General features: G+C 67.6%; 24 protein-coding genes and 1 tRNA gene. 22 read left to right on the top strand and 3 right to left on the bottom strand.

The features are described from left to right. Positions 1 to 102: 102 nt before the first annotated feature. Positions 103 to 1944 carry a choice-of-anchor A family protein gene (locus tag ABZ721_RS39300; RefSeq protein ID WP_358793633.1) on the bottom strand — a complete coding sequence of 614 codons (1842 nt, stop codon included), beginning with the start codon at positions 1942 to 1944 and terminating at the stop codon, positions 103 to 105. 1076 nt (positions 1945 to 3020) lie between these two features. On the opposite strand from ABZ721_RS39300, the gene ABZ721_RS39295 reads away from it, so the two are divergent. The 6 genes from ABZ721_RS39295 (at position 3021) to ABZ721_RS39270 (ending at position 7806) form a co-directional block, all read left to right on the top strand. After that, complete coding sequence (locus ABZ721_RS39295; protein WP_358793632.1) at positions 3021 to 3572, top strand: DUF4145 domain-containing protein; 552 nt, start codon at positions 3021 to 3023, stop codon at positions 3570 to 3572. Between the two features lie 52 nt (positions 3573 to 3624). Then, positions 3625 to 4941 (top strand): hypothetical protein, encoded by a 1317-nt coding sequence (locus tag ABZ721_RS39290; protein WP_358793631.1) that lies wholly within the window; start codon positions 3625 to 3627, stop codon positions 4939 to 4941. A 378-nt stretch (positions 4942 to 5319) separates the two neighbouring features. After that, positions 5320 to 5604, top strand: a complete 285-nt coding sequence (locus ABZ721_RS39285; protein WP_358793630.1) for a hypothetical protein — start codon at positions 5320 to 5322, stop codon at positions 5602 to 5604. Next, positions 5604 to 5849, top strand: a complete 246-nt coding sequence (locus tag ABZ721_RS39280) for a hypothetical protein (RefSeq protein WP_358793629.1) — start codon at positions 5604 to 5606, stop codon at positions 5847 to 5849. The genes ABZ721_RS39285 and ABZ721_RS39280 overlap by 1 nt, the downstream gene beginning before the upstream one ends. 59 nt (positions 5850 to 5908) lie before the next feature. Further along, positions 5909 to 7246, top strand: coding sequence for a helix-turn-helix domain-containing protein (locus ABZ721_RS39275; RefSeq protein ID WP_358793628.1), 1338 nt, complete (start codon positions 5909 to 5911; stop codon positions 7244 to 7246). Further along, entirely contained in the window at positions 7243 to 7806 is a 564-nt protein-coding gene (locus ABZ721_RS39270; RefSeq protein ID WP_358793627.1) for a flavoprotein, read from the top strand. The genes ABZ721_RS39275 and ABZ721_RS39270 overlap by 4 nt, the downstream gene beginning before the upstream one ends. A gap of 216 nt (positions 7807 to 8022) precedes the next feature. Here the strand turns inward: ABZ721_RS39270 and ABZ721_RS39265 are convergent, their stop codons facing one another. Then, positions 8023 to 8409: a winged helix-turn-helix domain-containing protein gene (locus tag ABZ721_RS39265; protein WP_358793626.1), complete on the bottom strand. Its 387-nt coding sequence runs from the start codon at positions 8407 to 8409 to the stop codon at positions 8023 to 8025. A 528-nt stretch (positions 8410 to 8937) separates the two neighbouring features. Between ABZ721_RS39265 and ABZ721_RS39260 the strand changes: the two genes are divergently transcribed. The 13 genes from ABZ721_RS39260 to ABZ721_RS39200 all read left to right on the top strand — a co-directional run bounded on the left by ABZ721_RS39260 (position 8938) and on the right by ABZ721_RS39200 (position 20222). After that, positions 8938 to 9201 (top strand): DUF6284 family protein, encoded by a 264-nt coding sequence (locus ABZ721_RS39260; RefSeq protein ID WP_358793625.1) that lies wholly within the window; start codon positions 8938 to 8940, stop codon positions 9199 to 9201. After that, a complete protein-coding gene (locus tag ABZ721_RS39255) occupies positions 9201 to 9503 on the top strand; it encodes a DUF6303 family protein (protein ID WP_358793624.1) in 303 nt (100 codons plus the stop codon). The genes ABZ721_RS39260 and ABZ721_RS39255 overlap by 1 nt, the downstream gene beginning before the upstream one ends. An 11-nt stretch (positions 9504 to 9514) precedes the next feature. Further along, positions 9515 to 10402 (top strand): hypothetical protein, encoded by an 888-nt coding sequence (locus tag ABZ721_RS39250; RefSeq protein ID WP_358793623.1) that lies wholly within the window; start codon positions 9515 to 9517, stop codon positions 10400 to 10402. Next, positions 10399 to 10779: an RRQRL motif-containing zinc-binding protein gene (locus ABZ721_RS39245; RefSeq protein ID WP_358793622.1), complete on the top strand. Its 381-nt coding sequence runs from the start codon at positions 10399 to 10401 to the stop codon at positions 10777 to 10779. The genes ABZ721_RS39250 and ABZ721_RS39245 overlap by 4 nt, the downstream gene beginning before the upstream one ends. Positions 10780 to 11408: 629 nt before the next feature. Further along, positions 11409 to 12413 (top strand): hypothetical protein, encoded by a 1005-nt coding sequence (locus ABZ721_RS39240; protein ID WP_358793621.1) that lies wholly within the window; start codon positions 11409 to 11411, stop codon positions 12411 to 12413. Then, a complete protein-coding gene (locus tag ABZ721_RS39235; RefSeq protein WP_358793620.1) occupies positions 12410 to 14533 on the top strand; it encodes a hypothetical protein in 2124 nt (707 codons plus the stop codon). Before ABZ721_RS39240 ends, ABZ721_RS39235 begins: the two co-directional genes overlap by 4 nt. Before the next feature lie 256 nt (positions 14534 to 14789). Next, complete coding sequence (locus ABZ721_RS39230) at positions 14790 to 15101, top strand: hypothetical protein (protein WP_358793619.1); 312 nt, start codon at positions 14790 to 14792, stop codon at positions 15099 to 15101. A 157-nt stretch (positions 15102 to 15258) separates the two neighbouring features. Next, entirely contained in the window at positions 15259 to 16062 is an 804-nt protein-coding gene (locus ABZ721_RS39225) for a hypothetical protein (RefSeq protein ID WP_358793618.1), read from the top strand. Then, on the top strand, positions 16059 to 16946 hold the full coding sequence (locus ABZ721_RS39220) for a bifunctional DNA primase/polymerase (RefSeq protein WP_358793617.1): 888 nt from the start codon (positions 16059 to 16061) through the stop codon (positions 16944 to 16946). The genes ABZ721_RS39225 and ABZ721_RS39220 overlap by 4 nt, the downstream gene beginning before the upstream one ends. Before the next feature lie 131 nt (positions 16947 to 17077). Next, positions 17078 to 17317 carry a hypothetical protein gene (locus ABZ721_RS39215; RefSeq protein WP_358793616.1) on the top strand — a complete coding sequence of 80 codons (240 nt, stop codon included), beginning with the start codon at positions 17078 to 17080 and terminating at the stop codon, positions 17315 to 17317. Further along, positions 17314 to 18570 carry a DUF3631 domain-containing protein gene (locus ABZ721_RS39210; protein ID WP_358793615.1) on the top strand — a complete coding sequence of 419 codons (1257 nt, stop codon included), beginning with the start codon at positions 17314 to 17316 and terminating at the stop codon, positions 18568 to 18570. The genes ABZ721_RS39215 and ABZ721_RS39210 overlap by 4 nt, the downstream gene beginning before the upstream one ends. A gap of 180 nt (positions 18571 to 18750) precedes the next feature. After that, complete coding sequence (locus tag ABZ721_RS39205; RefSeq protein ID WP_358793614.1) at positions 18751 to 18939, top strand: helix-turn-helix domain-containing protein; 189 nt, start codon at positions 18751 to 18753, stop codon at positions 18937 to 18939. Further along, a complete protein-coding gene (locus ABZ721_RS39200) occupies positions 18939 to 20222 on the top strand; it encodes a tyrosine-type recombinase/integrase (protein WP_358793613.1) in 1284 nt (427 codons plus the stop codon). Before ABZ721_RS39205 ends, ABZ721_RS39200 begins: the two co-directional genes overlap by 1 nt. Positions 20223 to 20292: 70 nt before the next feature. Here the strand turns inward: ABZ721_RS39200 and ABZ721_RS39195 are convergent. Further along, positions 20293 to 20366, bottom strand: a tRNA-Pro gene (locus ABZ721_RS39195). 181 nt (positions 20367 to 20547) lie between these two features. Here ABZ721_RS39195 and ABZ721_RS39190 point away from each other — a divergent pair. From ABZ721_RS39190 to ABZ721_RS39180, 3 genes are all read left to right on the top strand, one after another. After that, positions 20548 to 20838 (top strand): YiaA/YiaB family inner membrane protein, encoded by a 291-nt coding sequence (locus ABZ721_RS39190; protein ID WP_358793612.1) that lies wholly within the window; start codon positions 20548 to 20550, stop codon positions 20836 to 20838. Positions 20839 to 20916: 78 nt separating this feature from the next. Beyond that, positions 20917 to 21762 carry a DUF1206 domain-containing protein gene (locus tag ABZ721_RS39185; RefSeq protein ID WP_358793611.1) on the top strand — a complete coding sequence of 282 codons (846 nt, stop codon included), beginning with the start codon at positions 20917 to 20919 and terminating at the stop codon, positions 21760 to 21762. A 194-nt stretch (positions 21763 to 21956) separates the two neighbouring features. After that, entirely contained in the window at positions 21957 to 22439 is a 483-nt protein-coding gene (locus ABZ721_RS39180; protein WP_358793610.1) for a hypothetical protein, read from the top strand. The last annotated feature ends 102 nt before the right edge of the window (positions 22440 to 22541 follow it).

Raw genomic sequence — 22541 nt, 5'->3', positions numbered from 1 at the left:
GTCGACGGCGCCAACATCTCGGCGGTGCCCACCAGGTCCTGCTCCGTGACCCCGCCGCCGCGACGCCCGATGCCCATCCATGGGCGGCCGGGCGGGTGAACGTCAGGCGCGCGCGCCCTCGCGGACGGCCTTCTTGCAGTCCTTGCCCTTGCAGGGTTCGCCGCGCTTGTTGGCGAGCGCGACGGTGATGCCCTGCGAGCTGTTGGCCTCCGTCACCGCGTACGGTCCCGAGACGGGGTTGACCGGCAGCACGTAGCCCTCCGGGACCGCGGTCTCGCGAAGGTAGTACTTCCCGAGCGCGAGATCGTCGAAGGCGCACTCCCCCGCGGTGTCGGTCGAGCATCCGGCGTCGGTGAGCGTGTCGCGGTTCGTCCCGGTCGTCTGCAGCCCGGATACGCCGTTGGTCTCGCGCCACAGCTGGAAGACGGCTCCGGGCAGCGGCCGCCCGTTCTTCGCGTCCGTCTTCTTCAGCGTGAGCGAACCCGTGACCGGCGGGACGGGCTCCTTGGTGTTGGCGGCCCCGACCTGGACTCCGGCCTCCGCGTTGTCCTCGGTCAGCGTGAGCGGACCGAACACGTTGGGGTCGGGCAGTTCGTAGCCGTCGGGCGCCGCCGTCTCACGCCAGTAGTACGTGCCCACCGTGGTCGTCTGCGAGCACACCCCGGACGCCGGCGTCGTACACGTCGTCACCCGGGTGTCCGGGCCCGCGCCCGTGGTCTGGAGACCGGCGACACCGTTCGTCTCCCGCCACAGCTCGAAATCGGCACCCGCCAGCGGATCGCCGGACCCGGCGTCCGTCTTCACCACCCGCACCTCACCCGTCACGGGCGGCGTCGTGTCGCAGTTCGGGAGGTCGCCGTTGAACGGGTACGCGTGGAACTCCTGGCCGCCGCCTCCGGTCGCGGCGCTGGTGTGGGTCACCGAGCCGGTGGTGAAGAACCTGCCGTTGATACCGGGAAGGCTCACGGTGGTCATCGAGGACTGCTCACCCATCAGGAAGCTGCCCTGGAACTGACCGGTCCCCACCAGATCCACGCTGGTGGCGTCGGGGAAGTTCCACAGGAGACGTTCGCGGTAGGCGTTGAGCGGGTCGGTGGCGTCGTCGATGCCGCCGCTGTAGGTGTTGATCGTGCGGTCGGCCCCGATGACGTTGACCAGGATCGTCGCGCCGTCGGGGATGCGCGCGAAGACGACTCCCTGCTGGCCGCCACCGGCGGCCGTCATGTCGAAGTCGACGTTGAAGACCTGGAGGGCTGACGTCCCGTCCCCCGTGAGGAGCGTCTGGGTGCCCTGGTTGACCGCTGTCCCGGTCGGCGTCCGGAGCGTACCGCCCGGCCGCGCGTAGCACTGGCTGGCCTGGGTGAGCTGGTCGCGCAGGCCCACGTAGGGGGTCGCGGCGTTCGCGTCCTGGACGGCGGTCCCGGTGACGGTGCCGGTCCTGGTGCCCGCGTGGCGCACGGTACCCGTCTCGCCGATGATGCCACCCGTCGTGTCAAGGGTCTGGCCGACGGCGATCGTCACGTCCCCGCCGGTGGTCAGGAAGTCGGAGTCGGCGGTCGGCGGAACGCGGGATCCGACACCGACGATCCCGAGGTTGTACGAACCGCCCGCCTGCGGGTCCTTGTTCTGGTTGAAGTCGTCGAGCACCACCACTCGGCCCTCGGCCTCGGCCGCACGGCCACGGACGAGGAAGTCGTCCCCGACAAAGATGTTGATCGCGGCGTCCCGGCCCGCGAAGGTCCCGTTGCCGATCCCCGGGAACGGCTCGGGACACACGCCCGGTACGCACGGGCCCAGGCCGCCGGGCAGGGGCGCGGCGGCGGCAGGCGTCGCGCCCAGACCGAGAGTGAAGGCGGGCACGGCGGTCGCCAGCACGGCGCACGCCACGCCGGCGGTACGGGCGCGTGAGCGCAGCGCGACGAGGCGCTCTGTCATGGGTCTCATGCGCACATCCTGACCAGCGACAACACCCCGGACCCGCCGCGACACCTGCCGTTACTCCGTCCAGCGCCCATTTCCACCACGCCACGGCGCTGCGGGGACGACGGGCTCCCGGAGCCGTCCCTGGTCCCCCAGTGGTCCCGGAACCGGTACAAAGACCGCACCTACGGATCGTGCGGTGATCGCGCCGCAGAAACGAAAACGGGTACGAAAAAGCCCGCTGACCTGGAGAAATCCTCCAACTCAGCGGGCTCTCAGCACCGTCGGGACGACAGGATTTGAACCTGCGACCCCTTGACCCCCAGGCGCGCGCACGCGAAGAACAACTCGTCTGAGACATGCCATACGGAGTCAGAGGTCCAGTCGGCGGTACGTGACCATCGCCGGCCGTGCACGTGCGTTGATGTCAGGTGTTGATGTCTCCTACGACTTGATGCGCAGGAACTGATACACCGCCATGCGAGGTACAAGAGAAGGTTAGGAAGACCGTGATAGCAGCCCGGAAGCCGCCGTTGATGGTTGTTGTTCGTCGTCCTTGGCTGCCCCGGGCAGCCTCCAGGCGGCCCGAGCTGATGCCGCCACAGGCTGTCAGAGCGCCGCAGTCTCCAATGTGGAAGGGCGATGGAATCCGAGTCCTACGCATTGCGAGGTGTCCGATCTCGTTCCGGAGGTATCCGGGGCCATCCGATCGTCAAGCTCCTCCGCAGGTCTGGGCATCTCCTGAACTCCGGCGGACTGGGGCGGAATCAGCATCTATGGAGACCACCACTGAGACTGCCTGCACCAAGGACGGCAGACCGACTCTCATCGGCACTTTTGGCGAACCGGGAGATCACTCTCGCCCAAGGCATAGATCCCGAAGAGCGCCCCCGCACGGGCGACCCTCCGCAAGATCGAACTCTCGTCCAGTGACCTGCGCTACCAGTCCCGTGCGGAGCCGGGCCAACCCCGCAGGTAGTCCTCCACTCATCCAAGGAGAAGACTGAGCAAATTCCGCGGCACGGCAGACGGTCAGACGGTAGCCTGATGACATGCCAGGTCACGGGAGCATTCTTCACTTCAGAGGTCCGGAAACGGCCATGGGAGACTCGACTACCAGCGGCGCGTTCAGAGAAATCACTTGCGGAATCTGCGACCGAAAAAATATTGCCGCAGTTCTCGCGGTTTCAAGAGAAGCGCCTCTGGTTGAATGGGTCCGGTGCGTTGGTTGCGGTTCTGGAAGCGTCCTGAATGATGGCCTGCAATCTCCATCAACCAAGCCTGGCGAATCGCTGGAGGGCCTGCCCGAGGAGGTCAAAGCCGCACATTCGGAAGCGCGGGCATGTGTCGGAATCGGTGCATATACTTCAGCAGAAATGATGTGCCGAAAGATTCTTATGCATGTTGCGGTTGACAAAGGGGCAGGAGCGGGTCAAACCTTCGCCGCCTACCTGTCCTACCTGTCCGATGAGGGCTACACAACGCCACCAATGCGCGCCTGGGTGGACGTGATCAGAAAACACGGGAATACCGCCGTCCATGAAATTCCGCCCACTGACCAGGAACGCGCATTGGGAACACTCGTGTTCACCGAACAGCTCCTAAGGACGGTATACGTGATGGAATATCTTGCCCAAAAATTTACACCCTGAATCAGCGCACAAAAAACCAATGGCTTCCAATTCACAACCGGGGATAGGCAAAATGGCGCGATACTACGGAGAGCTTCCACGGCCAAGGGTATTGGTCCACGGGTTTCCCGCCGACAGTAAATTTGTAGCCTTTATTAGAAGAGTTGTCCCCACCGTTCGCCTGATAGATTCCGACGAATTGAGGGTGATTCGCCAAAAGGAATGGGATGCCACAGTTACCCGTGGGGATATCGACGGCCTAGATGAAGGTCAGAATATATTCAAAGTGGGGGGAGGATACATCGGCAGGGCGACCCAGGACGATGGTACTTATATGCACATTTCGGCCACCGCAACCAGCCACGCAACACATTTTCAACTGTCAACCGACCTTCATCCACAGATTCACAGGCTGAGTCACGACGACCTACTGCCTAAGGCACAGAAGGAAGCCCAGAACACTGTTTGGTTTATGCATCCACTAGGTCGAACAATCAGCAAATCCCCGCGGTTGTCGTATTCTGAACCGTTTCTTAGAGATGCGGACGGAGAAATTCTCGCTGGTAGAGTGGTGCGGGGTTCGTTCGAGACTTGGTGGCTGCCAGATCTCGAATGCGATCTTACTCAGTGGTTCGCTGCGGCTTTGGAGATTTGGAACCTAAGAAATCCAGAAGCTTTTCCCGTAACGGAAGAATGGAAGCAGCGAAGCAAGTGGCAAATCCCCGCCGAAAAGGATCTCGAATCTCGTCGCACTCAAGTTCGCAGCGAACTCACCTCCACTATTGCGAAGCTTGCCGCCGAAGAGGAATCCCTGGGCTCGGCCATCAGCGAGAAGTCCGCGCAGGTGGATTCCGCCGAAAGATTGCTACTGACAGCTCAGGGGGATCCCCTCGTGGGGCAGGTGGCGGTGTCGCTTGCCGAGCTTGGGTTCTCGGTGGTGGATGTCGACAAGGACATCTCAACACCCGGGGATCGGCGAGAAGATCTACGAATTTCTGACTCTAGCGACCAAGATTGGTGCGCTATAGCGGAGGTTCGCGGCTACTCCAGAGGCGCTCAGCTCAATGATCTACTTCGCCTGAATCGATTTGTCGTACGTTACGTGAAGGAGCAAGGGCGCGAGCCATCGGCGGTTTGGTATATAGTTAATCAAGAAATTAACAAAGACCCTGAAACTCGCCAACTGCCACTCTCCTCGAATAAGAGTGAAGTGGCAACATTCGCGGAATCTGGCGGTCTCGTGATTGATACACGTGATCTGTTTAGAATCCTCATCGCGGTTCGAGAGGGAAGGATGGAAGCTTCGGCCGTTCGACAGAAACTCAGAGAAAGTTCGGGTCATCTCCAGAATGCACTTGCGCTTGATGAGGCTCGCAGTACGGCGAACTGATCACGACTCCAGTCCAGGCCCTATGCGCTTTAGTTTGACGATCCAGGGAGATGCGCATTCACGGCGGGAGCGTGGGAGGCCAGATTAGAGAGTTCGGTTACCGTGGCACCATCGTCGCGCAACGTTGCAACCCCGACACATTCGCCGACGAACAGAAGTGGTTCTCTCTCTAAGCTATGAGGACTCTACGAATCCCGGACGCTGGGATCAGGTGCGTGCACTCAAGGGACGTCCGCAGCCTTAACAGTCGGGAGGCGGACTCCGGCATCGGCGACCCATCCAGACTGCACGGAGCGTCTCCACACGGAGCTCACGCTGGCGCTGTGACGCGCGTACCGTGGGGTCAAGTACGCGGACGATCGTAGGAGGCTCAGAGGGATGAGCGAGCAGACTTGGACGATCGAGACCATCTGTGAGGCGCTGGGCAACCCTGCGCTGAGCCAGAGGTTCGTTGGTCAGATTAACCGCGCTCCCGCGCACGAGCTGCTCACCGTTTTCGCGAAGTGGCAGAGTATCGCGGCCGGCATGACCGCCGCCGCTGATCGCGGCCGGGCGCTCGGTGAGGAGGAAGCCGCTACCGGCTCGATCCCGGGCGAGTGGGTGGACATGACCGATCGGGTTCAGGCTGAGGCTGCCGCGGCGCGGGGCAGAGGCGCCGCCTGATGACCTACCGGCTCAAGTACGACCCTGCGGCGGAAGCCGTCCATGACGCGCTGCCGGCAGCGCACAGCGAACGGCTCTCCCTGGCTCTCGCGGCAGCCTGCGACGACCCGATCGGGGCGACGGAGCCGTACGGCGAAGACGATGGCGTGGTGCGGATGCTCGTTATCGACCACGTGATCGCGGTTCTGTTAGTCGGCGGCGTCACCAAGACCCTCACGGTGTTGCAGCTCAACTACACCGGCTGAGCCGACAGCAATCAGCAGACCCGGACATTCCGTCCGGGTCTTTTCTTATCGAGTGCCACATGCTGACCGCGGCGGTGCAGAAGAAGCGAGAACTGCGGCCCGTTCACCGTCGCGTCGGTACCGTGAGAGACGCCCCTATACGGCAGCAGGAGGCAGCACGCATGCGTGGCCTAGGAGATCATCTCAGCATCGGCGAGCGAATCGCGTTCTATCGGAAGCGCCGCGGGTACACCCAAGAAGTCCTGGCAGGACTGGTGGGACGTAGTACGGACTGGCTGGCCAAGGCGGAGTCTGGGCGACGCCGGCCGCCGCGGATCGACATGCTCGCGGAACTCGCGCGCATCCTGCGGGTCCCCCTCGGGGACCTGGTTGGTCAGTCCATGCTCGTGGAAGACGAGAAGCAGCAAGACGACGTGCCAGCGGTACGTGACGCGCTCATGAGTCCGCGGCGGCTCTCACGCCTGCTGTTCGGGCCTGAGGTAGATGCTCAGCTCCCGACACCCGCACCGGCTGCAGTTCGTGTCGAGAAGGCATGGAGCGATTATCAGGGTGGCCGCCTGGGGAGTGTGCTCGCCGCCCTCCCCGCGCTCCTTCTGGCGGCTCAAGAGCTGGAAGACCGCGCTGCGCGCCGCGAAGAGGACCAGCACGACTGCTGGGCCGTCTCGGCCCGGACGCATCACCTTGCTGCGACGACTCTCGCAAAGATCGGAGAGTCGGACATCTCCTGGCTTGCCGCAGAGCGCGCCATGCAAGCGGCCGACGCCTCCGATGATCCCTTGGTGCTGGCGTCTGCCGCACGGTCCGGGACGCACGCACTGCTCGCCAACGGACGGTACGAAGCGGCGATGTCGTTGGGCGACACGACCGCAAACTGGCTGGCCCCTCGTGTCGGCGAGAACGACCCAGCAGCCTTGAGCCTGCTCGGGATGATCCACCTGCGGGCGGCAGTCGCCGCTGCCCGCCATCAGGACCGGCCCACGGCCACGCGCCTGTTGGATCGCGCTACGGAACTTGCGGACGATCTCGGTTCGGATGAGAACTACTGGCAGACCGGCTTTGGCCCGACGAACGTGATCCTGCACCGGCTGTCTGTCGAGCTGGACCTCGACAACGTCTCGTACGTGGTGGAGAACGGACGGATCAACGTTGATCACATGCCTCAGGAGCGCAGCATCTCGCACCGGATCGACTTCGCGCGGGCCCTTTCCCTCGCGGGGCACGGGGACGATGCCTTCGCCGAGCTGCGCAAGGCGGAACGGACTTCTCCGCAGCTCGTACGCAACAATCCAAGGGTGCGCGAGACCCTGCGGGACTTGACCAAGCAGTCTCCCGTGACCGCGGGCTCTCGCTCGTCGGAGGTGTTCGTGATGGCCCAACGTTGCAGGGCGGTGCAGTGAGCGCAGAGAAGCGTGGTGTTCTCGGAGTAGTGGGTTCGGCAGCCGGCGGGGTGGAATCACTCCGCAAGGGGCTGGTCAAGCCCGCGATCGACCGTGGCTGGCAGGTCGCTGTGACATTGACACCTACAGCGGGCGCCTGGCTGCGCCAGAACGGCGAGGTGGAGCGACTGGAGAAGCTGACCGAGCTGCCGGTCCGGGCTGGGCCACGGTTCCCCGGAGAGGCCCGTCCTCACCCACTGGTTGACTGCTACGCGGTTGCCCCCGCCAGCGCCAATACAGTCGCCAAGATCGCGGCAGGCATCGCGGACAATCAAGCCCTGACGCAAGTGGGCGAAGCCATTGGGACGCTGGGCCTGCCTGTCGTCATCTTCCCTCGGGTGAACGCGGCTCACGCGCGACACCCCATGTGGCGACGCCACCTAGAAGTGCTGAGGGAGGCAGAGGTTCATCTCGTCTACGGCTCGGACGTCTGGCCGCTTTACGAACCTCGGGATGCACCTCCCGGACGGGAGCTCCCGTGGATCGCGGTCTTGGACGCGGTGGATCGGGCAACGAAGTGACCTCCCGTCAACCACGTTGATCCACAATGACGATGGACCCGGACACTCTGTCCGGGTCCATCGTCGTTCTCCCGCCCACGCTGTTCCACATGACCGAGACGTTCGAACGAAACTGCGGCGAAGCGGGTCTCACGCCCGCGCAGTGCGCCTTGATCAGAGCGAGTCTCAATAAGGCGCGGATGGAGACAGACCGGCTGATCCATCGAGCCGATGCCGTCACCGAGATGGTGCTGAACCGTCTGAGCCGACGATCTGCTCAAGGCGCTCAAGACGCTCCCCGAGAAGACGGATCGTCTCGTGCATAGCGCTGATCTCCATGGCGAGCGAGACGAACGCGGAACCATCGCGCTGCTGGCCATCGACGGGTTGCGCGGGATCAACGACGAAGGTCCCGCGCCCTACCTCCGAGAAGACGAGACCTTCGTCTCCGAGTTCGCGGTAGGCGTTCTGCACCTTAACCAGGGTCACCCCGTACTTCTTCGCCAGTTCGCGGGCGGCCGGCAACTGGTCACCGGGGCCAAGGTTTCCGTTCACGACCTCTTGCCTGATGTCCGCGGCGATGTCCTTGGCCGTGGGGCGCGGGGCGCCGGTGCTCTTCTCCATGCGTTCGAGCGTATACGGCCTAGGTCAATTTAATTCACCGCTCCCCCTTGACGATCCGGATTGACCTAAGTAGCTTCGTATTTAGCAGATGGGCCTAGGTCAATCTGGATCAAGAAGAGTGCCCACTCGTTCTGATGGCACCGCAGGACCCGCAGCGCCCGGAGGCCGCCCGTGGAACGGGGTCGAAGGAAGCGTCTGACCTTTGATAACTCAACAGTGATCTTGATTGGCGGGGTTCGATTCCCCGCCTCCGTGACGAACGGGTGATGTCGTCTTGGCGGCCACTTCCCTGCGTGCTGGCTCTGGAGAACACCCCTTGCGGGGTGCCACCTGGCACGCGCCGCCCTGCTGGCGTCAGAGCAGCAACGATGACGCAGATCACCAGCTCGGCCCCGGCATTTTGCCGTGAGGGCGCGGGATCACTTCCCGCCCGGGGCGCTCCACCCACTCAACTACGGCGCGCGGCCCCGGTGCTGGAACACCGGGGCCACTGTCTCGGGCCGTCCATCCTGGAAGGAACTACGACCCATGAGATACATCGGCACTGTTCAGGCGGCTGTTACCGCCGCTCAATTCGACCGTGAGCCGTCGGCCGCCGAGCTGGCAGCCATCGACGTGGAGATGCCCGCGATCCTGGCGGACATCGAGCTGCTAGACGCACAGATCGCGGTTCTCGACCGGGCGCCGTCGCCACTGGACGAGCGGCGGATCCGGCGGGCCCGCCGGCGGGTGCTGGTAGCCCGCCGGGAACTGGAGAACCAGGGCCTGTTCGGTACGCCGGAGGTGGCCTGATGGAAGAGTCATGGACGCTCCCGTGGATGCCGATCGCGATGCTGACCAACAGCGGGGGCCACTGGCACCTGTACGTGGTGCTGATGGACGCCACAGAGTGGCCGGAGTATGACTGGCAGCGCGCCGCCCCTTCCCCGACCGTCGCCGAACGCGAACAGGCCCTGGCCGAACTGGGCTACGTCATCGCAGCGCGCGCTATCTGGGGGTGGAGCGAGGACCTGCAGATCTGCGACGACCCCACCTCCCCGTCCCTGCTCCTGGCCAGCATCAGCGTACGACCGATCACGGATCGGGGACGCTGATGCTGGCTACCTTGCCGTCCGCGCAGATCGCCGCGCTGAATCGCATCCAGGCCGGGCTGACGAAGGTGTTGGTCACGGTCGCGGTGGTGGCGCTGGTCTTCACCGCGACGAACGTGACCTTGTTCGCGATCCAGCACCACGTGTCCATGTGGATCGCCTGGCTGCTGGACCCGATGGTGGCCGTCGCCCTGGGCGCCGTCCTGATCGTGGATGGGCGGCTGTCGGAGTACGGGGTGCATCCTTCGGGGTGGGCGTCCGCGCTGCGGTGGTTCGCCGGTCTGGGCACCTGGGTCATGAACTGCTGGGCTTCCCTGTGGCCCGCCGGCACCGCGTTCGGGGTACCGCGGCAGGTCGACCCTGCGGCGCTGGTGCTGCACTCCATCCCCCCGGTCCTGTTGATCGTTCTCGCCGAAGCGATCACGCACTACCGGCGCGCGATCCTCACCAAAATCGCCACCCTGACAACCGAGGTGGACACGGTGGACAGCCCACCCGTCCACCCCGTGACCACCGCCCCTTCCACCCCGCTCGCCACGCTTCCAGCCGCTGAGCCGGTCCGGGTGGTGGCGCCTGCATCGGCGCTGGTCATCTGCGGTGCACAGCGGGTGCATGCGCTCACCGTCCCCCCGGCATCCACCCCGGCGGAGGGGGAGGTGAAGTTGTCGTCTGAGGACGCGCTGGATGTGATCCGGGCGTGCTGGGAGGACGGCCTTCCCCTCTCCCCGGCGGCGGTGATGTCCACCCGTTCCACCTCGTACGTCCACAAGGTCTACAAGCGCCTGGAAGCCGACGGCATCCCCCGCCACCCGCAGGAGGAAGCCGACGCAACCTTCCAGCGCCCGCACCTGGTGTCCGTCCCCGACACGCCTTCGGACGATGGCCCGGACGTCGCGCTATGACCGCCCCGCCTGGTGCGTGCTACGACCCGACCGGCATCGTGCACGGCATACCCACCTATCCCTGGCGGCTCGCGCCCGAAGGTCTGGCGACGCGCCGGCAGTTACGGGCCCAGGGACTTCGCCCCGGTGGGCAGCCGGTGCGGGCGCAGATCCTGCGCCCGCGCCACCGCAGGGGCCCGCTGGTCGGGTTCCTGTACGCAGTCGCGGACGCCAAGCCCGTCCGGCCCATGACCGCCGGCAGACGCACGGCGCTGGCGAAAGCGATGGCCGCGCGACGGACGTGTCCGGTCTGCCGGATCGATGCCGGGTACTGCATTCCGGGCTCGCTCGGCATGTGTGTGGCCTGCGCGTACCCCGACGAACAGCGCGCCGCGTGACCTGCACTTTTCCCCGATGGCGGGGCCCGACCACGCCTCCTACAGCAAACGGTCGGGCCCCTTCCTCCCAAAGGAGTGCTCTCAGCATGACCGACGTCGGCACACCACCGGTAGCAGCCCCGCAGACTGCCCCACCCCCCAACCCGCCCGATACCACTCCCGCCCCAACACCCGCCCCGGCAACACCCGCAGTCGCCCACACCGTGGGCGGGGTTCCGGCCGTTCCGCTGGCGGTGACCGGTGCGAACACCACCATCGGCGCGTTCGCCGCCGCAGCTTTGGCCGGTGGACCCCTCGGTGTGGCGCTGGCCATGACCGGCGCAGTCGTCGTCGGCACGGTCGCGGCCACCCGCAATCACCGGGGCCGCGCTGCCCGTCGGCGCACCACGACCCGGACCGCAGTAACCGGCCGCAGCACCCGCTCCGGCAGCGCCGGACGGGTTCCGTCGCAGGGCCGTTCTTCCGGCACCGTCGGCGTAGGCAAAGGCCATAGCCGGTCCGGAGCGGCCCGGGCGGGAACGTCCGGTCTAGCCTCCGGCGGGACGGCGGGAGCCAAGCACCGCAAGAACAACCGGCCCGGGCATGACGCTGGAGCAGGGCGGTCCGGTCAGTCGGCTGGTGCGGGGCGGTTGGCGCAGGTCAAGGCGCTGCGCACGTCGCAGCACGGGGCAACGACACGGGCGGGCCAGCGGGCGCAGAGCACTGCGGCCCGCCGGGCGGTCGCCGACACCCGCCGGGCCGCGAAAGCCGACCGCCAAAGCACGAACGCCGCGGGCAAGGGGCGCGCAGCTCAGACCCTGGCCAAGGGCCTGGAGCGCGTCACTCAAGCCCGCGCCGGGCTGCGGGACAAGACCCGCGCGGCCCGCGATCGCAAAGCCGGGCAGTCCGTTGCAGCTCAGCGGTCCGCGGTCCGCAAGGGTCCGGCCCGCCGGCAAGCGCGGCGGGCGATGGCCCGCTCCGCCGCCCGCCTGCAAGGCCGCCGCCTCCTCGCCGCCGCCCTGACCGCGCCGCTGGGAGTGCTGGGTGCGGTGACCACGCCGCTGGGTCGACAGCTCGGGTGGCGGTGGCTGCTCTACCCCGGGCGCCGGTTGTTCCGCCGCATCGTTGCCAACGCCCTGCGCGACAAAGCCGCCCGCGATGTGGAGATCCGCGCGCAGCAGGAAGCCGAGGAGGCCGCCGCGGACGCTGCGGCGCAGCTGGACCCGAACGCGGTCGGCGATCAGGTCGAGCGCCCTGAGCAGCAAATTCCTGTCTCTACCCCGAAACACATCGTCCCTGAGGGAGTGCACGTGTCCGGTTTCAACTTCGAGCAGTTCGCCGCCGAGATGGAGTCTTCCGCCAGTTCCTACGAGCCGGACGGGTGCATGGAGATCCTGGCCATGGTCGATCAGCTCCCCGAAGCGCTGACCGCGGTCGCCAACACGCTGCGGATCCTCGCGGAACGCTCCGACACCGAGTTCCCGCTGGAGAAGGAGGTCGCCGCCGGGTTCGGCGACATCTTCCAGGCCCTGATGACCGCCGCCACAGCAGCCGAGGAACTGCCCCGCGTGTTCCGCACCGCGCACGAACAGGACATCGCCCGCCACGAGGACCCCCGCAACGGACCCGAAGCCGAGAAGGGCTGGAACGTATGAGCACCGCGACAACCGGCAAGGGCACGAAGAAACCGCAGGTGACGACCGGTATTCCGCTGGACTGGGCGGCCGGTCACGGTCCGGTCAGCGGGGCTCTGTCCGCGACAACTGGGGCGTTCGCGGTCGCCACGACCGGCGCGGCCACCGGCATGCCGCCCGGGTGGGCGCTGGCGGTTGGCGTGGCGGGGGCGGTGGGGCATGCGGTGGCGGGGGTGCGGTGGCGCAACGCCGGCCGCACCATCGCCGCCCGCTCCGCCTCCTGGCTCATCGCCGCCGGATGGACCACGTGGGCCATGACCACCGGACCCCTGACCTGGGCCGCGATCGGCTCCCTCGCCACCATCGGCGTCGGCATGGGAGCCGCCACCCGCTCCACCAACCTCTACGAGGAAGCCCGCGAAGAGGAAGCACTCGCGGTCGAAGCACGACAGGTCGCCGCGGAACTCAGTGCTGAGCGCCGCGCGATCGCCGCGGAGTGGGTGGACCGCGTCAACCGGGTCTGCGGGATCATGCTCCGCGTCCTTGCGGTCGAGATGTGGCCCACCGGCACCGGGTTCACCATCGACGCCGAACTCCCCCCGGGCGGCACCACCTACGACCGGATCGCGGGCGAGTCGGCGCGGCTGAGCGCGGACGCGCGGTTACCTCACGGCTGCACCGCCACCGCCACCCCCGGGGTTCACCAGGGACGGGTGTTGATCGACGTGACCACCGCCAACGTCCTAGGCGCGGAACTGACCTACCCGACCGACTACGCCCCGTTGTCGATCTACACGGGCATTCCCTGGGGGTACCGCACCAACGCGGAGCAGATCAGCGCCTACCTGCGCGAACAGTGCGCGCTGGTGGTCGGTCCGACGGGGTCGGGCAAGACGAACATGGTCCACGTGATCCTGGCCGGGTTCGCCCGTGCCACCGACATCCTGACCTGGGTCATCGACCTCAACGCCGGGTCCGCCGGCCTCCCCTGGGTCCGCCCCGCTTTGGACTCGACCGGGCAGACCACCGACGGTATGCGGCCCGGGGTGGACTGGCTTGCGGGGACGTACAACGAGGCGCTGACCATGCTGGACGCGGCGGTGCGGATCGCGAAGCACCGGAAGATGGCGTATCAGGACCTGTTGTCGCAGGCGAACACGGACCTGCTGCCGATCAGCGCGACGATCCCGCAGATCATGATCGTGATCGATGAAGGTGCGGAGATCCTCGCCAGCAACGACAAGCGCATGCGACTGCTGGCGGAGAAGATCCTGGAAGTGATCCGCATCGCCCGCGCCATGGGCCTGCGCACCGTCTTGACCGCCTTGGGCGCTACCGGGTCGGTGCTGGGCAACCTCATGATCCGCCGCGAAGCGAAAGTGCGGGTCGCGCTGACGGGTGGGGAGACGGAGGGCATGGATCTCGGGAAGCAGTTCCCGGGCAGTCGTGGCCTGCGGGTGGATCAGGCCCCGTATAAGGGGTCGGGGTTCATGGGCACCCCGGAGTCTCCGGTGGCGCTGTTCAAGAACTGGCGGATCTTGCCCAATCAGATCCGCGATATCGTCGCCGCCACCTCCGACCGCCACCCGGTCCTGGACGACACGTCCGCTCGCGCTGCCGGCCCGGCGTATGCCCGGCGGTGGGATGCCACCCGCACCACATGGATGCGCGACCACCTCACCGAAGGCGCGGACACCGCCGCACCGGTACGACCGGCCACGGCCGGAGGCGGTCAGGGGCTGAACCTGTCGGCCCTGCGCGGCACAGACAACGGCGAAGCGGACGCGTTGGCCGCGCAGTTCATGAGAGAGATCGACGACCAATTCGGCACCACCGCCGAACCCACCCCCGACCCGGGCACGGAGCAGCCGCCCGCACGGCCGGGGCTGAACCTGTCCGCTTTCAAGCCGACCGAGGACACCGCCGCGAACGCTGCGGGCGGCCCGGAGTGGTTGGCGGAAGCGATCGACGCGATCGAGTCCACCGGCGCCCTAGGCATGAAGCCGGCCGCGATCGCGGACATGGTCCGCCGCGACCGCAAGACCGTACGCGCCGCGCTGCAGGCCGCGGTCGAACGCGGGGAGTTGGCCTACCGGGACAACGGGCCGCACTCGGTCTACGTCCACCCCGACCACGCCTGAAACGGCCACACACGGCTACTGGCTAGTGGGTAGTGGGGTGACACCCCACTACCCACTAGAGCACCCCAGTAGCGCCCCCAGCGCCCGTCAGAGGCCCTTTTCTACTGGGGCACCCCACTACCCACTACCCACTAACTCCCGCCCCGTCAGTCACCCCATGTGACGACGCTCGGGCGGTCCGGGCCAGTCTCCGTCACACCGGGGACCGGCCCGCGGCACGTCTCCACCCGGCACCAACGCGTCAGGAGGCACCATCATGCGCCGCTACCCGCCGCCCCCGATGCCAGGCATCGCCGCCCCGCACATCCCTGCCGAGATCTACCGGCAGGCCGAGCGCGAGGGGCGGCCGATCGTCGTCGTCCACACCACTGTTCCCGCCCCCCGCTCGGCCCGCACGTACCTGATGCCGCTCGCGGTCGGGATGGCCGGGGCCCTGGGCGCGCTGGGCACCATCGCCGCCGCCCTGGCCCTGTTCCAGTTCGCCGTCCACACCGCCGCCCTGGTCGCCGGCGCGATCGGGCCGATCGGGATCGGGGGCGGCATCACGCTCCGCCTCGCCCGCAAATGACGCCCGGGGCGACCGCCCCTCTCGCCAAAGATCCGCGGTCGCCCCGACTCTACCCACCCGTTCCTGAGAACAGGAGACCTCCAGCATGACCCAACCCATCACCCTCCCGCGAGCCTTACCCGCGGGAGCTCCCGCCGGGCCGCCTTCCTGGCCGGGCATGCGGTTCTACCTGACCACCCACAAACGGCACTGGCTGCGCTTGACGGATGTGCCGCTGTTCTTGAAGTCCGAGCACTTCGACCGCGCCGTCAAGTGGGACGTAGCCCAAGGCCCCTATGCCATCGACAGTGGCGGCTTCATGGAGCTCAAGGACAAGGGCACCTGGACCCGCTCCCCCCGCCAGTACGTCGCTGATCTGCGGCGAATCTGGGAGCACGTCGGCCCCTACGACTGGGCCGCCCCACAGGACTGGATGTGCGAGGACGCCATCATCAACGGCGGCACCTTCCAAGGCCAGCACTTCGTAGGCACCCACCTGAGCGTGCGCGAGCATCAACGCCGCACCATCCACAACTTCCTCGAACTGCGCTCCCTCGCCCCCGACCTGCGCATCGCCCCCGTCCTACAAGGCGACTGCATCCCGGCCTACGAACAGTGCCTGCAGATGTACGACAACGCCGGCGTGGACCTGCGCCAGGAACCCATCGTGGGCCTCGGGTCGGTCTGCCGCCTGCAATCCACGATCCAGGGTGCCGCGATCGTCACCGCCATGGCCACCCATGGGCTGCGCCTGCACGGCTTCGGGTTCAAAATCCTCGGCCTCGAACGCGTCGGCCACCTCCTGGCCTCCGCCGACTCTGCCGCTTGGAGCTCCCACGCCCGCCGCCGCCCACCCCTGCCCGGCCACACCCACAAGAACTGCGCGAACTGCATCGACTACGCCCTCCAATGGCGCCAGCGCGTGATCAACGCCATCCCCACCCACCAGCAGATGCTGCTCACCGACAGGAGCGCAGCATGAACCCCACCCTGCTGGGCGCCGCCCTGGAAGCCGCCGCCCGCGGTTGGTACGTCATCCCGCTCCGCCCCGGCGACAAGCCGCCCGCCCTGCACGGCGAGACCCGCTGCCCTGGCACCGGGGACTGCGCGGGCGGGCATCGCAAGTGGGAGCAGCGCGCCACCACCGACCCCGACCGCATCCGGCGCGCGTGGTCGGCCGGCGCGTTCAACGTCGGGATCGCTACGGGCCCGTCCGGGCTGGTCGTAGTGGATCTCGACATGCCCAAGCCGAAAGACCCGAAGGGCACGCCTTCCGGCGTGACGACCTTCAAGGCGCTCTGCGAGCGCGCCGGACACCCCGTCCCCGCCACCTACCGGACCCGGACCGCGAGCGGTGGGCAGCACCTGTACTTCACCGCCCCGGACGGGGTCCGGCTGAGCGGCACGCACGACGAAAGGCTCAAGATCGACACCCGGGCCTGGGGCGGACAGGTCGTCGCCCCGGGCAGCGTCACCCCCCACGGCGCCTATGTGATCCTGGACGCGCTGCCGGTCGCTCCATTCCCCGGCTGGCTCCGAGAGGCCCTGTATCCCCTGCCCAAGGCCGCACGGCCAGTCGTGGTGAGCCTGCCGACCACGATCGACCGGTACGCACGGACCGCGTTGGAACGGGAAGTCGCCGCCGTGGCCGGGGCTCACGAGGGCGGGCGAGAGGCGGAGTTGTTCCGTGCCGCACGCGCCATGGGCCGCTTCGTGGCTTGGGGCGATCTCGACCGCAGCACCGTGGAAGAGGCTTTTCAGGTAGCGGGCGAATCCACCGGGCTGCCGGCAACCCAGTGCCGCTCGACCCTGCGCAGCGCCCTGAACTGGTCCATTCGCACCGCTCAGCCCCGGAGGACGGCATGAGCACCTCACACAGCCCCGAGCTGAAAAGCCAACAGCTCACCCTGGTCGGAGCTCCCGACGCACCGCCGGCCGAACCGAGCACCGGGCGGGCGGCCGTTGCTCGAAAGACGTCGGCCGCAGGCCGTCCTTCCATGCCTGTCAGCCCTGACCCGCACATTCCCGCCGACGGCCCGGCCTGGGTGGTCGCCTGGATCCGCATCGTGGCCCCGGACTACTACACGGAACGGGTCTCCGCGCACGCGTGGTGCACCTGCGGTTTCGAGCGCCGCGCCACCACCCGCCGCGGCGTCCTGGCCGTGGTCGAACAGCACCTCGCCCACCGGACCCTCTGCCCGCTGCGCAATCCTGCCGAAGGGAGCCGTGCCGCATGACCAGCACGACACCGCAGAACCCGGAGCCGACGGACGGGGCGGCTCTGCTCAACGAGGTGGAAGCCTTCCACCGCCGCTTCAACGTCTTCCCCACCGAAGCCGCCTACGTCGCCGTCGCCTTGTGGGACGCCCATGCACACCTGATGGACGCCCTGGACGGCACCGCCCGTATCGCGTTCCTCTCCCCTGAACCGGGGTCGGGCAAGTCGCGGGCCCTGGAGATCATCGAGACGCTGACCCCGCGCGCAGCGACCACCGTCAACGCCTCCGCCAACGCCCTGTTTCGGCTCGTCTCCGCAGGCGAGGGCACACCCACCATCCTGTTCGACGAGATCGACACCGTCTTCGGGCCCAAAGCGGGCGGGAACGAGGAAGTCCGCGGGTTCCTCAACTCCGGCTACCGGCGCGGCGCCAAGTCCCTACGCTGCACAGGGGACGGATCCGACCAGAAAGCAGGCTTCTTCCCCTCCTTCTGCGCGGTCGCCATGGCTGGGCTGGGATCACTTCCGGACACGATCCTCACCCGCTCGGTCATCATCCGTATGCGCAAGCGGGCCCCCAACGAGACCTGCGAGCCCTACCGCCGACGCCTGCACGAGAAGCAAGGCCACGCCCTGCGGGACCGGCTCGCGGAGTGGGCGCGCACCGTCCAGGACGCGGTGGCGGACGCGTGGCCGGAGATGCCCGACGGGGTGGTCGACCGTCCCGCCGACGTGTGGGAGCCCCTCCTCGCCGTGGCAGACGCTGCCGGCGGGGACTGGCCCGAGCGCGCCCGCGCCGCCTGCGTGGAGCTGGTCAGCGCAGCACAGGAGAACGAGGAAGCCTCTCTCGGGATCCGCCTCCTCACCGACCTGCGCGACAAGGTGTTCTGCGGCGCCGACCGCATGCCCACCGCCGTCATCCTCGAATGCCTCCTCGGCATGGACGACGCCCCCTGGGCTGACCTGGACGACAAACCGCTCACCGCCCGGGCCCTGTCGCGGATGCTCGGCGCCTACATGACCAGCGCCAACAAGTCCGTCAAACCGCGCAGCATCCGCACCGCCCACGGGGTCCCCAAGGGCTACTACGCGGAAGACCTCGCCGACGCGTGGCTCCGCTACTGCCCCCCGTCCCCCGCAGAATCCGCTACATCCGCTACATCCGCTACGCCCCAGGTCAGCGGGGGTGAATCTGTAGCGGAAGAGCTGCCCAGCATCCGCTACATCAGCCCACAAGCCGCTACAGCAGACGCCGCGCTGCGAACCGTGTAGCCGCACCAATCCGCTACATCCGCCAAGCCGCTACAAATCCAGGCCCCTGACCTGCGATGTAGCGGCGTAGCGGATGTAGCGGATTCTCCAGAGGGGGTCCCCCTCCTCTGCGCTTTGCCACCGTGCCCCGCAGCGCCGTTGCTGCGGGGCACGGCTCATGACCGGCCCCAGGAGGACACGGTGACCACCGCCCCGCCGCAAGCCCTGACCGTCCCCGAGGTCATGGACAAGCTCCGCATCAGCCGCAGCAAGGTCTACGACCTGTTCCGCGCCCGCGAACTCCCCAGCTTCACCGTCGGCAGATGCCGGCGCGTAGCTGAGACGGCTCTGGCCACGTACATGCAGCACCGAATCGAGGAGAACGACTGATGGCCAAGCGCCGCGCCAACGGTGAAGGCACCATCACGAAACGGAAGGACGGCCGCTACCAGGCCGCCGCCTACGTCTACCGCCCGGACGGAACGCGAGTGAGGAAGTTCGCGTACGGCAAGACCCGTACCGAAGTCGCGGAGAAGCTCACCGCGATGCAGGAGCAGACGCGGAACGGCATTCCCGCCGCCACGTCGGCGATGCCCCTGACGGACTACCTGACCTACTGGCTGGCCGCCGTGGCAGCCGTCCGGCTCAAGCCGTCGACGCTGATGAGCTACGAGGTCATGGTCCGCGTCTATATCGAACCGAAGCTCGGCAGGAAGAGGCTCAACCGCCTCTCCCCTGCCGACATCCGGCTGTTCCTCGCCGAGTTCAAGAACGGATGCCTGTGCTGCCTGCGGGGACTGGACGCTGCTCGGCCGGATGACGATCGGACGTGCTGCGCCGTCGGGAAGTGCTGCCGGCGCCGGCCGTCCGCCCGGACCGTTCAGTACGCGCACTCCGTACTGCGCTCGGCCCTGCAGCAGGCCGTCCGCGAAGAACTGATCGCCCGCAACGTCGCGCGGATCGTGGAAACGCCCACGGTGCTGCGGGAGGAGGTACGCCCGTTGGACCGGACGGAAGTAAAGATGTTGCTCAAGACCGCCAGGGGCCATCGGCTCTACGCGCTGTGGCTGCTGCTGGTCTCCACTGGTCTTCGCCGCGGCGAGGTACTCGCGCTCACCTGGGCGGACATCGACATGGAGCGCGGGCAGTTCCGGGTCCGCCGGAACCTCCAGCGGATCAAGAAGGAACTGCTCTTCGGCACGCCGAAGACGGCACGCTCCCTGCGGACGATCTCCCTGCCCAAGAGCTGTGCGGCGGCGCTGACCGCGCACCGCGCGATCCAGCAGGCGGAGCGCGCCGCCGCCGGCCAGCGGTGGAACCCGCTGGCTTCGCAGCCGGCCGGGCTCATCTTCACCTCTTCCACCGGCCGGCCGACCGACCCGCGCAGCCTGAACCGGATGCTGACCGTGTTGTGCCGAGACGCGAAGATTCACCGCATTCGCGTGCACGACCTCCGGCACACGTGCGCGTCGCTGCTGCTGGCGCAGGGGGTGGACGCTCGGACGATCATGGAAACCCTGGGGCACAGCACCATCACGATGACCCTGGATACTTACGCACACGTCATGGACTCGACCCTGAAAGCCGCCGCTGATCACATGGACGATGCGCTGGGGCTGGATGAAGGGGAGGACGGAGACGACGGGGCGGCGGGGGTGCCGGCGGTCGTCTGACGGCCGCGTTGATGTCAGCCGTTGATGCAGAAAGCCCTCTGGGATAATCCCAGAGGGCTTCTGAGCACCGTCGGGACGACAGGATTTGAACCTGCGACCCCTTGACCCCCAGTCAAGTGCGCTACCAAGCTGCGCCACGTCCCGGTGCTCGGTCGTTTCGGGGTTGTTGTCCCCTGGCTGACCGCGCATGAGAACAATACCGCACTTGGGGCGGTGCCTGCTCACGCCTTCGGGTCGGCGGGGCGATCTTGGTGGGTACGGGGGTGGGGGAAGTTTGAGTAGGTGTACTCATGTGGCGTGGGCCACAGTTGTCCAGGCTGTGCGTATGACGAATCCGATTCAGCAGCAGACGACCGGGGCGTACTACGCGCAGGCGGCGATCTCGTTCGGGATCGCCCTGGGGAGCATGGCGGTGGGGGTGGCGTATCTGCCGGTCGGGGCGTGGGTGCGGGCGTTCCTGGCGGTGGGGTTGTTGTACCTCGTGACCTCGGCTTTCACGCTCGCGAAGTGCGTGCGGGACCGGCAGGAGGTGGGGCAGGTGGTGAGCCGGGTCGATCAGGCGCGGCTGGACAAGCTGCTCGCCGAGCATGATCCGTTCCGGGTCGACGGGGTCTGAGGCCCGGCCCCGGCGGGCGGGCGGGCGTTTCCGGGGTGGGGGCCGGGGCAGACGTCCGTCCGACGAGGGAGGTCGGGCGTGGATGCTTCGATACGGCGGGCCCAGAGTGCGGGTCGCAACGCCGCCGACGGTAGTGCGATCGAGTGGGCGGCACGATGGGGAATCGCCACCCGTGGGGTGATCTACCTGCTGGTCGGCGCGCTGGCGATCCAGGTCGCCGTGGGCGGGAGCGGGAAGCAGGCCGACCGCGGCGGTGCCGTGGAGCAGATCGCCGGGCAGCCCTTCGGGCGGGTCATGGTGTGGGTGGTCGGGCTCGGGCTGGTGGGCATGGCGCTGTGGCGGCTGTCCGAGGCGCTCTTCGGGGCTGCCGGGGCCGACGGGCACAAGGCCACGAAGCGGCTGGCCTCCGGGGGCCGGTTCGTGTTCTACGCGTTCGCCGCCTATTCGGTGATCGCTTTCGCGATGGCGAAGTCCGCCTCCGAAGGCGCCAGCCAGGGCGGCTCGAGCGACCAGCAGTCCAAGGACTGGACGGCCAAGGTGCTGGACTGGCCCATGGGCCAGTGGCTGGTGGGAGCCGCGGGCGTGGGTCTCGCCGCGGCCGGCATCTGGATCGCCGTCCGGGCGATCCAGCGCAAGTTCCGCAAGCACCTGAAGCTCGGTGAGATGTCCCAGCGCACCCGCCAGGTGGTCGAGGGCCTGGGTGTCGCCGGCGGGGTCTGCCGGGGCATCGTCTTCGCCACGGCCGGCGGGTTCTCCGTGGCGGCGGCCGTGAAGTACGACCCGAACCAGGCCAAGGGGCTCGACGACACCCTGCGCTCCTTCCGGGAGACGCCCGTCGGGCCGTGGCTGCTGGCGGTCATCGCGGTGGGGCTCGTGCTGTTCGGCGTGTTCTCGTTCGCCATGGCACGGTGGCGCAAGATCTGACCGAAGTGTGATCGGAACGACCCGGTGGCGGCCTCCGCACCGGGTCGTTTCCGCGTTGGCCGCCGTACCTCTCCGGGCTGATGGCCGTCCGCCTCAAGAGGGGGGTCCCAACCGTTCTCGCGGGCGATCCCGTGGGCGCTCGCGGCGGTCAGGATGGGCAGCGAGAACCCCGCCCACCGGAAAGGACCCGCCGCATGCCCAGCAAGAAGCCCGTCGTCCTCGGGCTCGCCGTCGGCGGCGTCGGACTCGTCGTGGCGGCCGCGCTCACCATGCCGCAGGTGGTGGACTGGTACCAGGGACGCCACCTGGCGGAGGCCGAGTACGCCTCCGGCGGCGAGGCGAAGAGGGCCCGGCACTCCGTTCCGCGCTGGCTGCCGGACGAGGCCACGGCCGTGAAGTACCGGATGTCGACCACCGGCGGCGACCGGCTGCTGAAGGCGACGCTCGCCGACGGAAAGCTGCCCGCCGGGTGCACCGCGGGGGCCGCGGGCAGCGGGCGGGCCCACCTGCGGGCCGACTGGTTCCCGAAGGGGACCGACAAGGAGGGGACCGCGGCCTGCGGGGCCTACAACGTCGTGATCAAGGGCAATGAGCTGTACGCCTGGCAGGACCACGCCGACTGGGTCAGGGGGAACAAGGCGGACCAGGAGGACCGAGCCGGCTCCGACGCGCCCTGACCCCCGTTACTGACCTTCCAAGCGTAAAGTCGTCATGGCGGGATCGTGGCTGGTCGGAGGCGGGTGCCGGTGAGGCATCCGTCGATGATGTCGCTGCGGTAC

This window comes from Streptomyces sp. NPDC006733, assembly GCF_040636125.1.
Classification (GTDB): domain Bacteria; phylum Actinomycetota; class Actinomycetes; order Streptomycetales; family Streptomycetaceae; genus Actinacidiphila.
This window is presented reverse-complemented; position numbering and strand designations above follow the sequence as displayed.

Coding starts and splice junctions, on each gene's coding strand:
- ABZ721_RS39300 (WP_358793633.1), bottom strand. CDS start 1,944: ATGAGACCCATGACAGAGCGCCTCGTCGCGCTGCGCTCACGCGCCCGT.
- ABZ721_RS39295 (WP_358793632.1), top strand. CDS start 3,021: ATGGGAGACTCGACTACCAGCGGCGCGTTCAGAGAAATCACTTGCGGA.
- ABZ721_RS39290 (WP_358793631.1), top strand. CDS start 3,625: ATGGCGCGATACTACGGAGAGCTTCCACGGCCAAGGGTATTGGTCCAC.
- ABZ721_RS39285 (WP_358793630.1), top strand. CDS start 5,320: ATGAGCGAGCAGACTTGGACGATCGAGACCATCTGTGAGGCGCTGGGC.
- ABZ721_RS39280 (WP_358793629.1), top strand. CDS start 5,604: ATGACCTACCGGCTCAAGTACGACCCTGCGGCGGAAGCCGTCCATGAC.
- ABZ721_RS39275 (WP_358793628.1), top strand. CDS start 5,909: ATGCTGACCGCGGCGGTGCAGAAGAAGCGAGAACTGCGGCCCGTTCAC.
- ABZ721_RS39265 (WP_358793626.1), bottom strand. CDS start 8,409: ATGGAGAAGAGCACCGGCGCCCCGCGCCCCACGGCCAAGGACATCGCC.
- ABZ721_RS39260 (WP_358793625.1), top strand. CDS start 8,938: ATGAGATACATCGGCACTGTTCAGGCGGCTGTTACCGCCGCTCAATTC.
- ABZ721_RS39255 (WP_358793624.1), top strand. CDS start 9,201: ATGGAAGAGTCATGGACGCTCCCGTGGATGCCGATCGCGATGCTGACC.
- ABZ721_RS39245 (WP_358793622.1), top strand. CDS start 10,399: ATGACCGCCCCGCCTGGTGCGTGCTACGACCCGACCGGCATCGTGCAC.
- ABZ721_RS39235 (WP_358793620.1), top strand. CDS start 12,410: ATGAGCACCGCGACAACCGGCAAGGGCACGAAGAAACCGCAGGTGACG.
- ABZ721_RS39230 (WP_358793619.1), top strand. CDS start 14,790: ATGCGCCGCTACCCGCCGCCCCCGATGCCAGGCATCGCCGCCCCGCAC.
- ABZ721_RS39225 (WP_358793618.1), top strand. CDS start 15,259: ATGCGGTTCTACCTGACCACCCACAAACGGCACTGGCTGCGCTTGACG.
- ABZ721_RS39220 (WP_358793617.1), top strand. CDS start 16,059: ATGAACCCCACCCTGCTGGGCGCCGCCCTGGAAGCCGCCGCCCGCGGT.
- ABZ721_RS39215 (WP_358793616.1), top strand. CDS start 17,078: ATGCCTGTCAGCCCTGACCCGCACATTCCCGCCGACGGCCCGGCCTGG.
- ABZ721_RS39210 (WP_358793615.1), top strand. CDS start 17,314: ATGACCAGCACGACACCGCAGAACCCGGAGCCGACGGACGGGGCGGCT.
- ABZ721_RS39200 (WP_358793613.1), top strand. CDS start 18,939: ATGGCCAAGCGCCGCGCCAACGGTGAAGGCACCATCACGAAACGGAAG.
- ABZ721_RS39190 (WP_358793612.1), top strand. CDS start 20,548: ATGACGAATCCGATTCAGCAGCAGACGACCGGGGCGTACTACGCGCAG.
- ABZ721_RS39180 (WP_358793610.1), top strand. CDS start 21,957: ATGCCCAGCAAGAAGCCCGTCGTCCTCGGGCTCGCCGTCGGCGGCGTC.